The following is a 13,407-nucleotide window of genomic DNA, read 5'->3' as shown; positions in this document are numbered from 1 at the left end:
TTAGTAAATCTATTATAATTATTCCACTATCATCTACTTCACAAATTCAGCCTTAAGTAAATAAGCAACATCATATTTTTCAAGCTCATTCATATGTCCCGCCGCATCTTCAAAAAAATCGGTTGTAAGTGAATGCACCCCATTTTCGTCATCAGAATACGAAATATTTGCCAATACGGCTTCACCGTTGTCTATAGCTACCTTTTCCGAAGTACTCCCCCATACACTCGCCATGCTCTCTAAACCGGTTAAATCTGTATCCGAGACATTAATTGAAGTCAAGTTCTCATTGGTACCAACTCCGATATTAAAGCTATTATTGTTTTCATTTGTATTTTCCGAAAGTGTAACAATAATGGAACCGCTTTGCTCAACCTCTGTGGTCAGATGAGCTAATCGATCATCAACCAGCTTACCTGCTTCATATTTTTCAATCCATACAGATGCTTCTTTATATTCACTATCTATATTGAAATCAAATACAAATGATTTATCTGAAGCAATGGAAAGTATGGCGTCTTCCCTCTCTGTTAATTCACTGACAGAAAGGCTGTTTGCATCCGTAGCAGTTTGGCTGCAGGCAACTAGAGCTAATGTCGACAATCCGATGATGAATACCCTAAATAATCTTTTCATTTTTTCTCCCCTTTTTTAACCCGTATTTTGGTCATTCTTTTTCTTAACGATAATGTTGGATACTCATCTTCCAGCGCGTACCACTTTCCTCATTAAAAAACCAATGTGATGATATTCTTCATTATAACCAAACTCACTATAATAACAATAATACTCGAAACTTTGTTTAATATGATGATATACTTCCCCGTTCTATCAATAGATCCGATTAATTTCCCGAGAATCGCAAGGAAAATAAACCATAACCAGGACACCACAATTGTGGAAATACTAAATAGCAATTTCTCCGTGCCAGAATAAATAGCAGCACTGGTACCGATTATCCCTATCGTATCCATAATGGCATGCGGATTAAGCAAGGATACTGATAAAGCAAATCCAATTTGTTTTTTTGCGCTCATCGATTCATACTTTTTTAAGCTTGCAGGCTTTTCATTCCACAGAGACCAAGCCATATAGACTAAGAAGATAACGCCAACCGTATAAATGAAAATTTGTAAGGCGGGCAGCGACATTAATATGAGCGAAACACCCAAGATTGCTAAAACAATTAGGAATGTATCACATAGACCGGCGGTTATGACCACTGGAAGCGCACCGATTATTTTTTTATGATTCGCACCTTGATTAAAAATAAATACATTTTGAGCACCCAAAGGCAGTATAAGTCCTAGTGCGAGAATGAAACCATGAATGACAGGTTGTATCATCAATTTCCCTTCTTTCATTTTATGATTTGGTGTACAAGGAAGTACCCCTTAATATCTTTCATCCTTCATCAAAACAATTTCTCAAATTACCAACCAGAAGAGACATTATCATAAGGACTCTTTTTTGCATATTGGATTCCGTTTTTTCTTTATCCCCTTTAAATATAAAGCTTTTTTAAAGCCTGCACTAAAAATACCTCTTTAAATATGTATGTTATACTAGGATTAAAATAAAGAAACCTGCCAGATTTAAAATAAAAATCCAACCAGAAACGAGAGATAAGATGAGCGGATTCAAATATAAAAAAATCGTTGATGATATTATTCATAAAATAAATGAAGGAGAATTGAAACCAGGAGAAAAACTAGCCTCCCAAAGAGAAATTGCGCAATATTATCATGTCAACAGATCAACCGTCGTGCAATCCTTGGATATTCTCAAAAGCTACGGTGTACTAGATACTATAGAGAAAAAGGGTGTATTTGTATCTCCTAATAAATGGAATACATACATAACAAGTAATATTCGTTGGCAAGATTATATCGGAAAGAGTTTGTCTAAAAACAATCACTACTATATTCAAAAGATTAATGAATTAGAGTTTGATGAAAACATCTTACGGTTGGGGACTGGGGAATTAGCACCTGACTTCATACCCAACCATTTATTTAAAGAGATTTTAAGGCAAGATGAAGAGAATAAATTAACAACAAACTATGAAGAGCCAAAAGGAAAATTAGAGCTTCGATCAGAAATTGTTAACTATATGAAAAAAAGAGGAGTAGTATGTGATGTAAATAATATTTGTGTCACTTCCGGGGCTTTGCAAGGTTTAAAATTGATTGCTGATGGCTTACTTGTACCGCAATCAAAAATTATTATTGAAACACCATCCTATATCCATTCCGTCCGCACATGGCATAATATTAGAGCCAGAATGACTCCACTAACCATTGACTACATCAAACGGAACATAAATAATTTATTTAAAGCTGGGAGTGACTATAAAAACAGTATCTTTTACTGCATTCCATCGCTACATAACCCGACGCAGAACACCTATACCAAAATGGAAAAACAGAAAATCATAAATCAATGTCAAAAAAATGGCATCCCTATCGTAGAAGATGATATTTATGCTGATTTATGGTTTCGCTCTGAGCAACCTGTGCCAATGAAAGCATTAAAAAACAGCGATAATGTTCTGTATTTAGGCAGCCTCTCTAAAACCGTAAGTCCGGGCTTGAGAATTGGCTGGATTGTAGCAGATAAAAATGTTATTCGTCACCTGGCGGACTTAAAAATGCAAAATGATTATGGCGCAAGTTCTATTTCGCAGCATATTGCTGCAAGGTGGCTGCGTGACTTTCATGATTCTCATATCAAAAAATTAAAAAAGAAGTTAATGTATAAAAGAGATTTATTTCTAAAGGCTTTAACAACGTATTTATCCGATTATGGGGAATGGAATAAACCGGATGGTTCCTTTTATATTTGGTTTAAGCTGCATGTTTCGCTGGATGTAAAAACACTTTTTAATGAAGCGATTAAAGAAAATATCCTGATCCAACCAGGAGAGATTTATGATAATAGTGCAGCCGATTATATTCGGTTTTCGTATTCTTATATAAATGAAAATAGGATTGAGGAAAGTGTTAGAAGCTTAAAAGAAATAATGGAAAGAATAAGGTAATAGGTCAGTAACTTCATTTATTCATGAAGGGAAAACGGTTAGGTTACAACACGATAATTGTCTGGACTTTCCACCTATCCAAACAATTAAAAACAAGTTTAATAGCCTTAACGGATTCACTTTATGAAAAGGTTACTCCTTTTAGGTCTATTATATTGTTTCTCTCCTACGTTCAAATATTCAATTGCCAGACAATCTCTAATTCGTTTCTCTTCATTCTAACTTAAAAATTTCCCCAAAAAAGATTTGACGCTTTTCCAAGCCTTAGCATGAGCTACAGCATTAGCATGAGGATTTCCCCCGAGCAACATTGTGAAGCCCGAATCAAAAGCAAGCTTATCTGAATCCGTTGTCGGTATTCCAGGAGTAACAAAATAATGTCCTGCGCCGGGATAGGTTATATGTTCATAATAATAGGGATGATTTCTTTCGTCCTAAACGCTCTATCACTTTATCAAACATTATATCTGAAGGCCACAATTGATCATCACCACCCGAAATCAAGAGGACAGGATCATTTATGTTCTCTTGATTTCGGCATTCGTTTGTCCTTCCGTCAAATGGAAATACCAATCCCGAAAAATGATAGGCTCTCCTGTTTGTATACTTTTCCCTAAAGACGCTCCAACCTTTTCAGGTGCTTTCCCTTTTGCATAGGGCAACTCCTCGCCTTTATATTTCCAAGAGGAGGAACTACTATTATTTTGACTAATTCCAGGATAAACAACCGAACTTGGTGCATAACCTGCTACCGCCTTAATCGCTGGAAACATAGAAGCTGATAATAGAGCTAGTTCCCTACCCTTTGATGTTCCAACCATACCAATTTTCTTAGTATCTACATTTGGTTGATTGCCCAACCAATTTATTGCTTTTTCAATATAATCAGCTGAAATATTAACCAACTCATCTGGTAAATCTTCCATACCAAAGTAAGCTAAAGCAAGTGTATTAAACCCATATGAAGCTAAAAGCGCAGTATTTTCTTCATGTAAACCACCTTCTGATCCCCCAAGCACAATGTTGGTTAGGAAAACAACGTTGCGACTATTCCTTGTTCACGTACCGGTATTCTTTTAACTTCGGGCAAAACGAAATGCCGCTTCAAAGATAACACATCCAACAATGCTTCTTGTCTTTTCAATATTAATTTTACTTCCAAAGGGTTTAAAGGTGTTTGCTTTTTTGATGGTGCGTTTGAGTTGGGCAACATAGACCAAAAAAGACCAGCCGCATCAGCCTCAGAATAAGTTCCTGAAATAGGTTGGGCAGTCATTAAATCAACTCTTCCTTCCGTATCCGCTTCAAATACAGCGCAGGATTCCCAATCTACCCCAAAGTTATCTTGCATTTCAGCTTTAAGCATTACAATATCACATGGAGAAAGTCCGCTCATACTGATTTTCACCTGAGAATCTATTAAATTACTGTTGGCTGAAAAATGAATTTTATGCAGTTCCATTATTTCACTCCTTTCCTGCTGTACAATTTACAGTAAAGCAATGAAAACTATTGGCTAAATAATTATTTTGGACTAATAGTAGATTGTTTTCACTTTTAGCCCGAGGCAGTCATCCATTTTTATTTATCGAACAATCCGCAATGATTTATTATTTCATCTGTTCTCCGCAGGGTTGCTTCAGCAATTCCTATGTTATTTTCTTTCATAAAAGACTGTACAACTTGGAATCCAACGGCATAACCGGCAAATGGTGATAATCCCACAGGCTGGTATCCTTGCTCTACTGCAATTTTATCTCCAAACATATAGCTGCTAACTTCCGCAAAACCTTTAACATCTAATGCATCTTTCATTACCTCGGTAGAGTACGCTAAGTCCTCTTTATCAAAAGAGGTAACCCAAGGTCCTAAAAGCTCCTCTCCATAAAGCTCTTTAGCAAATGATTCTGCTAATCCTTCTATGATTAAATAGTCACCAACCGTAACATTGCCATGATCCCAATCAAAATACGAAAAACGGATATTATGGTTAAATTCATGGGCAATCACTGCTGGAATTTTAGGAGTATTATAGGAATCGGGGTAAATAGACACTTGGATAAATCCCGGAATTCCACCGAATCCGCAATAACCCTTCTGCAATTCTAATTTTTTCGGATCTGCTATATACATTCCAAATCTTAATTCGTCCGTATTTATATTTAAATTATTTTCTTCTATAAATTGGACACAATCGTTCAACGTATTACGTGCTGTTTCAAGTGCTTGAATATCTTTTAAATTCTCCAATGCCTTTTTTCCTGTTTGCGTTTCAGATACATCAAGATAACCGAGCATATTTGTAGCCATTATGACATCATACCCATTAGGGTCTTTAGCCTTTAATGGAACATTAATCGTATTCCACATCTTTTCAAAAGGCTTCATCATAGAGTATCGAAAGTAATTTTCTCTATTTTCCTCCATAGAGAATAACTGTTCATATTGTTTCATTGTATTTTCTATTATTATTTCCACTGTAACCACCCTTTTATTTCTAATTATTTGTAAAGACCTTTATTGCACCGCTCATCAGTGTTGTTAACCCTGTACCATATTAATCAATGTTTGGTATAAAGCGCTTATCTTCCATATAAACTTGACTTAATCCATAAAATTCTTCAAGAGAGTAGTTCTTCCTAAAATTTTCATTTAAGAAATCATACCATTCTTTTATGATGGCTTGTACTTCTTGAGATTCATGGGAAAAATCATGACAAACCGCAAGTTTATTAAAAATCGCATCCCACCTTTCCAATAAACTTTTGCGTTCATCCTCTGACATTCTTTTTAATTTCGCGTTTACAAGATTGGCAGATTCATTTCCCCAACGTTTACGAGCTTCTTGTTCATAGGCTTTATAGCTAAAGCCAAGCCTTCAAATTTCTCTTCATTTGTCATCTTTATTTCACCTGACATATATTGAATGGTTTTATTAATCGTATTTATCATTTTATCGATATTACTTTGTTTCTCTAGCAACATTTTCCGTTGAAACAGCAATGCTTCCCCGTGGTTAAATGATGGGCTATAAATAATCTTTCTTATTTCTTTTAGAGATAAACTCAACTCTTTAAAGATCAAAATTTGCTGGAGCGTTTTTATATTTTCTTCTGTGTATAATCGGTAACCGGAACTGGTAGTTTCTTTTGGAGTCAATAAACCAATCTCATCATAGTGATGCAGTGTACGAGCACTAACACCCATTAAATCAGTCACTTCCTTTACTCTCATTGCCACTTTTAGCACCTCCTTGTTTAGTACTATGAGGCCTTACGCACCGTAAAAGTCAATAGAAATATCAATTTATTGAAAGTTATTTATTACTCAATTTATTTTTTAACGGGCGCTCTTTAAATCATCTTATGTCGGTTATGATATTTAGTTTGATTTTCAAGTAATCAGAAATTATAAACTGGATCAGCCCTATTTCTATCTTCCACAAACCAGTGTTTCCCTACTGGCAGCTATTTGTTAATTATTGTTGCTAATCATTCCCGAAAAATTATGGCGTAATTATATATTAAGTATACAAGAGGTGATTAAAACACAAGCGAGAAATAATGGTCAGTATACAATTATTTCTCGCTTGTAAAATATTTAAATATAAAAAAACAGCCAAGAACTTTATTTACTAAGATTCATGACTGTTTGCTTTTACTTGCATTTATATTGGTAAAAGATTTTATAGCTTCAAAATCATCTATATTAATTGTTTTAAATATTAAGTCAAATTTATCAAGTTCTGATATTGGTTTTTTACCTCTGCTATCACCGTCAGTTCGTCGCCTTTGATTCATTAATTCACTATTCTTTTTAACTTTTTCTAAAAAACGGCGAGCATCCTTCCCTTTAGCTGTTGGAGCATTTCGCATTTTAATTCACTCCTTTTCTTAATTATATCAAGAGCATCTTCTCCATTGCAATTAAGGGATTTTTCTATTATCAATAACACTTAAACCTGTATATACAGCATGGCCACTCTTTTTACTTTTGTAACTTTTTGACTTTATTTTTTTAAGTTCTAAAAGAAAACTTATTATTCAAAAGTACTCCTTTCTTTCTTATTCGTAATTTTATGAATCATAACAAACAGCAACAAAGCAATAAGTACCAATATCCCGCTCCCAGCTCCTACATAATTAACCGAACTTACACTAATCACACCGCCGCCTACAAATGCACCTAATCCAATCCCCATATAAAGCGCGGATGCACTAAAGGATAAAACCATTTGCGCTGATTTTGGATTCAATGATATAAGAAAGGTGTTAAGAGCAGGATTCATCCCAAATCCAGGAACGCCCCATAAAATGGCGACAATGGATACCATAATAACCGCAAGTGTTGATGGATTTAATAACGATAAAAAGGAGAAAGAGGCCAATAATACTGCAAATCCTCCAAGAGACAGCATGAGTGTTTTAGAAGCACCAATTCGATCTGTAAAATATCCGCCTATTAAGTTTCCAAAGAGTGCTCCAATTCCAAATAACATTAGAAAAATACTGATATTCTCCATATTGGTAATCCCCGTAATAATTGGAGCAATATAGGTATAGGTCATAAAGCCGCCAGTAGTACCAATTATATTTACAACTAAGGTTAATAAAATAACCTTATTAAATCCTTTTAATCTTTCTCGAATCGTCATCTCTGCTTCCCTTTTCATTTTAGGTAAAAACAGAAAAACTCCGATAACTGTTATAAACGAAATAACAGATACAAGAATAAATGAATAGCGCCATGTGGCTGCATTACCAATCCATGTTCCGATAGGCGCTCCTAAAACTAAACCGATGGTTATACCTGCCAATATAAATGATAATGCCTTCCCTCTCATTTTTTCAGACACCAAGCTGGCAGAAGCAGTCATTGCTAAAGGAGTAAATATCGCTGCTGCCAAAGCAGCCAATATTCTAGTAATAAAGAGCATTTCAAAAGAAACTACCATCGCAGAAAGTGCATTTGCAATCGCAAATACCAGCATGGACACAACCAATAACCCTTTTAAAGGCAAATTCATTGTTAAGGTTCCAAAAAGAGGTGCTCCGATAGCATAGGCAATTGCAAAGGCAGTAACCAGTTGACCTGCTGCAGCAATCGTGACATTCATATCATTGGAGATATGCGGTAACAAGCCAGCAATCACAAAGTCGTCTGTCCCGATAATAAATGTTCCAAGCACAAGTATAAGAAGCCGATAATTCACTTAACCCCCACCTTCTTCTTTTTTCATTTTCCAATACTTCATCAATTTTTCTAAATGCAATTCAATCTCTTGTAGGTGTTTAATTTGTTCACGAACACTTATTAACCTTTCCGAATAAAGATCTACGGCATCTTGAGCACACTCCTTATTTCCAGCAAGCTGAAAATCACCACATGATAAAACGTGATAAATCTCCTCTGTATTCATTCCCAGCTTTAAAAATAATTGAACAGCTTTTACCGTTTCAATATCTGATTCCTCATATTCCCGATATCCGTTTTCCTTCCGGGGAGGACGAATTAAATGCTTCTTTTCGTAATATCGTAATGACCGAATGCTTACTCCTGTTTCCTTTGACAATTCACCGATTTTCATTGGTTTGCCCCCTTCTTTTTCTTAAGTAATATCATCATAAGCCCTGACACCGTGTCAGGGTCAATTCCTTTTTCTTTTGGAATTCTTTACTAAAAAAGCCTTACTGTTTTTTGACAGCAGGCTTATGATGAAATACTCAAATAATTTCATCTCTTTTTAATTACATTTTCCTCCATTCATTTTCTAACATGCTCATTTCCCATAAACTCCAATATTCATTTCCTACTTTCCTAACGTCTCTAAGTAAACCCTCTTTCACAAAACCAACTTTTTCATAACTCTTTATAGCTGATTCATTAAAATCAAATACACCTAATCCAACTCTATGTAGGGACAGATTATCAAAAGCAATTTTGAGTAATTCAGTTACCATTTTCTGACCTATACCTTTACCACGTGAGTTATTGTCACCTAACAATACTTTTCCTATTCTTGCAGAACGGTTCTTTAAATCAATATTGTTTAGAGAAATATGTCCAATCGTTTCATTGGTTTTATTCAAAACGACTTTATAAATATGTACTTTTGAATTTTCTTCATTAGCACCTTTTATATATTGATTTAATTGTTTTAGATCTAAGGGGTAATTAAAATGAGGTCCTGCCCATTGCATAAGAAACTCTGGTGAATCAATCCAACTTATAAGTAAATTAAAATCTTTTTCGCTAAAATATTCCAATCTAATCAATTGTATTCATCTCCCGTTATTTTATGTTAATTAGAAATTAAAGTATAGTTATGAATAATAACCGTTAAGCTTTCTTTCTATTTGATATCCAATATTGTGCTGTTCCTCCAACACCTGCTCCTATTAGTAAACCATATAGAAAAAAATCAAAAATAATGCCAATAACCATACCCATTCCAGTTATCATTAAATAAACATTCCCGGAAAAAAACATCTTTATTTTACCTCCCACAGAAATATATTATATTCTACTAGAAAATAGGTTACTTACATTATCTAAATTATAAAGGCGATTTCAAACACAGAATATTTCGACTTGAATCAATGTTATAATATGTAACCATGTTCAAAGAAAACATACTTAGGAGCTATTTACTCATAAATTACTGTGCCTAATATGTACTATTTTTTAAATCAATTACAGAGCTTTAAGAATTACACAGCATTAAGAATAACAACATATTTATTCTAATCTTCTTACCAACTGATTCACCTAAGAGATGTTCATTTCTTTCAACCAATAACTAGCTACTTTAATTAACAGTTACATATCCATTGCATCTACATTGCTGTGCAGAAACATTAATGGTAAAATTTTAAATCCTTCCGCATAGTTGGAATCATCCTCAATTTGCTTTGCATGTTCCGTTGCTTTATAGGAAAGATAATTTGTTATAAACGTTAAATAGTCCCCGGAAAATTGACTCTTATGCGCTTGAAGAGCTTTTAACTTTTTCTCCCAAAATCTATCTACATTGATAAATGTGTTTGGATTCTTAGTGGTATAATATCCCATCGCCTGCACTTTATGTTCTTTAAGATCCGCTTGCAATTGCTCAGGATAAAACCTTGCATTTCCACTTATCCGCGCTGCAAAAGATGCAACTTTACCAGTAACGACATGATCGAGGTGGGTTTCATAATCGAGCCAAGGATCTACAGTAAAAATAATATCAGGGCATACTGTACGGATTACTCTTACTAACTCTCGCCTCAATTCTTCACTATCATATAAATGTCCATCAGGAAGATCCAACCAGTGTAATTGATTCACACCTAGAATGGAACTGGCTTCTTCCTGCTCCTTTTTTCTGATTTCTATTAATTTCTTCGTTGATAGACTCTTATCATTACTTCCGGAGCCGCCGTCCGTAACAGTTAGATAATGTACATCCACCCCTTCAGATGCAAGTTTTGCAATTGTCGCACCTGCTCCAAATTCATTATCATCATGGTGGGGCTGAATAAATAATGCCCGTTTCATATGGAAAGGATTTGGTATTTCAAAAGAAATCATCTGCTTCACCTCGTTTTATTATATAAAGTTCTTATCATTCCAAAAATTAATATAATTTCTCTATCTTTTAGCGTCTTATTACCATTCCACACCGTATTATTTACCCTTTTACCTTAAGTACTTTCCGCTGCAATGATACCTATGGCAGAAAAAATCTAGAATTTAATTAGAAGGTTCAATTGAATAGATTGCTTGTTCAGCTCCAAACCTGCTAATTGTTCGTTCTAGTTTCATACCTACCCTCTCTAAGAGCTTACAAGAGGATGTATTAACAGTTTGTGTTTCGGCAACGATTTTGGGAAGGTTCAATTCACTTAAGCCATAATCGATTATCAGCTGAACTACCTCTGTTGCATAGCCCCTCCCCCACCAATTCGGTAAAAATTGATAGGAAACTTCAAGGTAAGCGCCATCATGGTGTGGGTCAAGTGAAACTAATCCAATAAAGTTACCTGTGTGTTTTTCTCTAACAGCCCAATAAAAAGAATCATCACTTATTTTAAGCATTTCATCCAATGATGCTTCAATTGAATCCTCTTGACGTACACCACCAAGAAATTTTCTTACTTCACAATCTACATATAATTTTTTCACATCAGCATAATCAGATTTTTGGAAGGTGTTAATGACACATCTTTTTGATTCAAACAACATAATTCATCTCCTGATAATAAATTTATAATCTTTTCATCATGTTCTAAGAATTTATCTCTTTGGCCTAATAATCCTTTCCCCCTTCTATTTCACAATATTTCCCGGTGACTGCACAACTCTCTTAATCTTCTTTTTTATCTTGAAACAATAATTCAGCAAAAGTTAATACAAGGGAAAGGATTAGCTTTGTCCCTAAAGAAAGAGTAAGACTGTTCATAAACGTATCTACGGTCATAATAACAACCCAGTTTGTTGCAAACCCAAAAAGAAATTCGATGACAAGTGATGTTATTCTCCCCGATAATTTTTCAACGGTTAATTTAGCTATGACACCCATAAATAAATCAACTACAAATCCTAGAACAAAGACACTTATGACAAAAATGATTAATGACCAAACAGATTGATATTGAACGCCGAGCAGTACAAAAATTCCTGTTATGCCAAAGAAGAAAATTGCCATTAAAATTCCTACTATAAATATAACAAAAAGTGTCATTCCAATTATATTTTTTGTTTTTTCTTTCATAAATAGATGTATCTCTCCTCTTCCGCTGACTGTCTCGAATATCAAATGAAAATATTGTAAATGATCCCTTGTAAATTTAATTTAACGATATATTAATTCACCTATATATTGGTTTTATTAACTTTTATTTTTGGATTTATTTTGGTTATTTCATTAATGAAACGTTTTGGATTTTTTGGAGATATTAATATTGTATCATATTGGTTATAATTTATTTCTATTCTATTAATGGACAAAGCCGGCGCTGCAATTGGATTTTTTGTAAAACGTATAGAATGAATTTTATCAATAAAAATCGGTTTCTTCTTTAAAATTCCAGAACGTACTTCAAGGACCCCTCTTGCAATTATATATTTTGTATTAAACCAGGCAGTCCCCACAAAAAATATAGAAACCAGTGAAATGATTGTTAAAATCAAACTAAATTCTATAAAAATGGAATATATAATTAGATAGATAAAAAACATCTGTGATCCCCATATTACCCCGCCAAGCCACAAATCTTTTTTCGAGGCAAATACCACCTTCTCCCCCCTCTTTTAAGTATCAGCAATTTATTTCTACACATGTTTTAATCGAAATGATCTTATATTAGATTGGATAGCTTAATTGGTATGTTAAAGCATTTTGATTCATTGCTGTAAAGCGACGGTTCAATCAATTCATCAGTTTCATTGCATCATTCAAAAAATAAACCCCGCTAAAATTATTCGGTTATTAGTTGAGAAATATAGCCTGCCAAAAGTCCTGCTAAGAATAATTTTTAGCAGGACTGATTTGCAGACGAAGATTGAACAAGATGCGTTTTCCTCCAAATTTCTCCATAATCGCTTCTGTTGCTTAATAGAGTATCGGTACGATTAGAACGTGAAGAAAGATATCTGCTGACATATGTGCAATAATTGCGTATTCTAAACCTCTTTTCCAATACAAGTAACCGAACCATAAGCCTAAAAGACCGTTCAAAACCAATGTACGAATAACAATAACTCCGGACAACCCACCAAAAACTTGTGCTGCGGCCGGTAAGTGCCCCGATCCGAATAGTATAGCTACAAGGAAAATTGCTATATAGTAAAAACTATTGGGAATATCTCCTTTTTGTTTTTTTGTTATCCAAGCTAATAACCAAACAATGAGTGTCATTCCGAACAATCGCAGCATGATTTCTTCCGTAATTCCTCCGTATATGGAAGCAAGTAAACCTTGCCACCAATTTGGAGAAGCCATTTGATCAGTTGCTGCTCCCATCAAAGGATTAAATACGAATAAATCAAGAAGAATTACAATAACGCTTCCAATTATTGCTACAACTATACTGTTAATCAACCACTTTTTTGAAATATGTACCCATGTCTTTTGATAAACCATTCCATTTAATATTGGAGCATTTAATCCTGTACGATTTTGAAGCCTTAAGCCAACCAATATCATGACAAACATATATAAGGCCTGAAAAGTTGAATTAATAATTATTATTAATGAAGTCGGTATATCTCCTGTTATAGATTGATTGCCCATTAAAGTTAATTCATATGGTATGATAGCAATTATTCCTATTGTGTTTAATATCGTAAATAACAGGACAAGTTTTATTCTCCAGTTTCCCATA

The 13,407-nt window shown here is 34.3% G+C and carries 16 protein-coding genes and 1 pseudogene; 1 reads left to right on the top strand and 16 read right to left on the bottom strand.

Annotated features, from left to right (window positions below):
- Positions 1-33: 33 nt before the first annotated feature.
- Together MKY65_RS09610 and MKY65_RS09605 are read right to left on the bottom strand one after the other, a co-directional pair.
- Entirely contained in the window at positions 34-636 is a 603-nt protein-coding gene (locus MKY65_RS09610) for a hypothetical protein (protein ID WP_339184293.1), read from the bottom strand.
- A 92-nt stretch (positions 637-728) separates the two neighbouring features.
- Positions 729-1,346, bottom strand: coding sequence for a LysE family transporter (locus MKY65_RS09605; RefSeq protein WP_339184291.1), 618 nt, complete (start codon positions 1,344-1,346; stop codon positions 729-731).
- A gap of 284 nt (positions 1,347-1,630) precedes the next feature.
- On the opposite strand from MKY65_RS09605, the gene MKY65_RS09600 reads away from it, so the two are divergent.
- Positions 1,631-3,040, top strand: coding sequence for a PLP-dependent aminotransferase family protein (locus MKY65_RS09600; RefSeq protein WP_339184290.1), 1,410 nt, complete (start codon positions 1,631-1,633; stop codon positions 3,038-3,040).
- Positions 3,041-3,558: 518 nt separating this feature from the next.
- Here MKY65_RS09600 and MKY65_RS09595 read toward each other — a convergent pair.
- The 14 genes and pseudogenes from MKY65_RS09595 to MKY65_RS09530 all read right to left on the bottom strand — a co-directional run bounded on the left by MKY65_RS09595 (position 3,559) and on the right by MKY65_RS09530 (position 13,406).
- Positions 3,559-3,966 (bottom strand): acyl-CoA thioester hydrolase/BAAT C-terminal domain-containing protein, encoded by a 408-nt coding sequence (locus tag MKY65_RS09595; protein WP_339184288.1) that lies wholly within the window; start codon positions 3,964-3,966, stop codon positions 3,559-3,561.
- A 101-nt stretch (positions 3,967-4,067) separates the two neighbouring features.
- Positions 4,068-4,502 (bottom strand): acyl-CoA thioesterase/BAAT N-terminal domain-containing protein, encoded by a 435-nt coding sequence (locus MKY65_RS09590; protein WP_339184286.1) that lies wholly within the window; start codon positions 4,500-4,502, stop codon positions 4,068-4,070.
- Between the two features lie 119 nt (positions 4,503-4,621).
- Positions 4,622-5,518, bottom strand: coding sequence for a DUF2268 domain-containing protein (locus tag MKY65_RS09585; protein WP_339184284.1), 897 nt, complete (start codon positions 5,516-5,518; stop codon positions 4,622-4,624).
- Between the two features lie 19 nt (positions 5,519-5,537).
- Positions 5,538-6,280, bottom strand: a pseudogene (locus tag MKY65_RS09580) (MerR family transcriptional regulator).
- 401 nt (positions 6,281-6,681) lie between these two features.
- Positions 6,682-6,915 (bottom strand): hypothetical protein, encoded by a 234-nt coding sequence (locus tag MKY65_RS09575; RefSeq protein WP_339184282.1) that lies wholly within the window; start codon positions 6,913-6,915, stop codon positions 6,682-6,684.
- A 164-nt stretch (positions 6,916-7,079) separates the two neighbouring features.
- On the bottom strand, positions 7,080-8,252 hold the full coding sequence (locus MKY65_RS09570; protein WP_339184280.1) for an MFS transporter: 1,173 nt from the start codon (positions 8,250-8,252) through the stop codon (positions 7,080-7,082).
- Entirely contained in the window at positions 8,253-8,627 is a 375-nt protein-coding gene (locus MKY65_RS09565; RefSeq protein WP_339184278.1) for a MerR family transcriptional regulator, read from the bottom strand.
- A 160-nt stretch (positions 8,628-8,787) separates the two neighbouring features.
- Positions 8,788-9,315 carry a GNAT family protein gene (locus tag MKY65_RS09560; protein ID WP_339184276.1) on the bottom strand — a complete coding sequence of 176 codons (528 nt, stop codon included), beginning with the start codon at positions 9,313-9,315 and terminating at the stop codon, positions 8,788-8,790.
- 64 nt (positions 9,316-9,379) lie between these two features.
- Positions 9,380-9,529, bottom strand: a complete 150-nt coding sequence (locus MKY65_RS09555) for a hypothetical protein (RefSeq protein ID WP_339184274.1) — start codon at positions 9,527-9,529, stop codon at positions 9,380-9,382.
- A 330-nt stretch (positions 9,530-9,859) separates the two neighbouring features.
- Positions 9,860-10,612, bottom strand: a complete 753-nt coding sequence (locus MKY65_RS09550; RefSeq protein ID WP_339184272.1) for a PIG-L deacetylase family protein — start codon at positions 10,610-10,612, stop codon at positions 9,860-9,862.
- A 162-nt stretch (positions 10,613-10,774) separates the two neighbouring features.
- Complete coding sequence (locus tag MKY65_RS09545; protein ID WP_339184270.1) at positions 10,775-11,266, bottom strand: GNAT family N-acetyltransferase; 492 nt, start codon at positions 11,264-11,266, stop codon at positions 10,775-10,777.
- A gap of 121 nt (positions 11,267-11,387) precedes the next feature.
- Entirely contained in the window at positions 11,388-11,795 is a 408-nt protein-coding gene (locus tag MKY65_RS09540; protein ID WP_339184268.1) for a YrvL family regulatory protein, read from the bottom strand.
- Between the two features lie 101 nt (positions 11,796-11,896).
- On the bottom strand, positions 11,897-12,319 hold the full coding sequence (locus tag MKY65_RS09535) for a PH domain-containing protein (RefSeq protein WP_339184265.1): 423 nt from the start codon (positions 12,317-12,319) through the stop codon (positions 11,897-11,899).
- 316 nt (positions 12,320-12,635) lie between these two features.
- Positions 12,636-13,406 carry a CPBP family intramembrane glutamic endopeptidase gene (locus MKY65_RS09530; protein ID WP_339184263.1) on the bottom strand — a complete coding sequence of 257 codons (771 nt, stop codon included), beginning with the start codon at positions 13,404-13,406 and terminating at the stop codon, positions 12,636-12,638.
- Position 13,407 lies beyond the last annotated feature (1 nt).

The organism is Oceanobacillus sp. FSL W7-1293 (genome assembly GCF_037969815.1).
GTDB lineage: Bacteria > Bacillota > Bacilli > Bacillales > Amphibacillaceae > Oceanobacillus > Oceanobacillus oncorhynchi.
Note: the sequence above shows the minus strand (reverse complement) of the source record. Positions and strands in the feature narration are given on the sequence as shown.

What these genes read in the sequence shown, in the direction of transcription:
- MKY65_RS09610 (WP_339184293.1), bottom strand. Translation starts at nt 636, where the DNA reads ATGAAAAGATTATTTAGGGTATTCATCATCGGATTGTCGACATTAGCT.
- MKY65_RS09605 (WP_339184291.1), bottom strand. Translation starts at nt 1,346, where the DNA reads ATGATACAACCTGTCATTCATGGTTTCATTCTCGCACTAGGACTTATA.
- MKY65_RS09600 (WP_339184290.1), top strand. Translation starts at nt 1,631, where the DNA reads ATGAGCGGATTCAAATATAAAAAAATCGTTGATGATATTATTCATAAA.
- MKY65_RS09595 (WP_339184288.1), bottom strand. Translation starts at nt 3,966, where the DNA reads ATGGAAGATTTACCAGATGAGTTGGTTAATATTTCAGCTGATTATATT.
- MKY65_RS09590 (WP_339184286.1), bottom strand. Translation starts at nt 4,502, where the DNA reads ATGGAACTGCATAAAATTCATTTTTCAGCCAACAGTAATTTAATAGAT.
- MKY65_RS09575 (WP_339184282.1), bottom strand. Translation starts at nt 6,915, where the DNA reads ATGCGAAATGCTCCAACAGCTAAAGGGAAGGATGCTCGCCGTTTTTTA.
- MKY65_RS09565 (WP_339184278.1), bottom strand. Translation starts at nt 8,627, where the DNA reads ATGAAAATCGGTGAATTGTCAAAGGAAACAGGAGTAAGCATTCGGTCA.
- MKY65_RS09555 (WP_339184274.1), bottom strand. Translation starts at nt 9,529, where the DNA reads ATGTTTTTTTCCGGGAATGTTTATTTAATGATAACTGGAATGGGTATG.
- MKY65_RS09550 (WP_339184272.1), bottom strand. Translation starts at nt 10,612, where the DNA reads ATGATTTCTTTTGAAATACCAAATCCTTTCCATATGAAACGGGCATTA.
- MKY65_RS09545 (WP_339184270.1), bottom strand. Translation starts at nt 11,266, where the DNA reads ATGTTGTTTGAATCAAAAAGATGTGTCATTAACACCTTCCAAAAATCT.
- MKY65_RS09540 (WP_339184268.1), bottom strand. Translation starts at nt 11,795, where the DNA reads ATGAAAGAAAAAACAAAAAATATAATTGGAATGACACTTTTTGTTATA.
- MKY65_RS09530 (WP_339184263.1), bottom strand. Translation starts at nt 13,406, where the DNA reads ATGGGAAACTGGAGAATAAAACTTGTCCTGTTATTTACGATATTAAAC.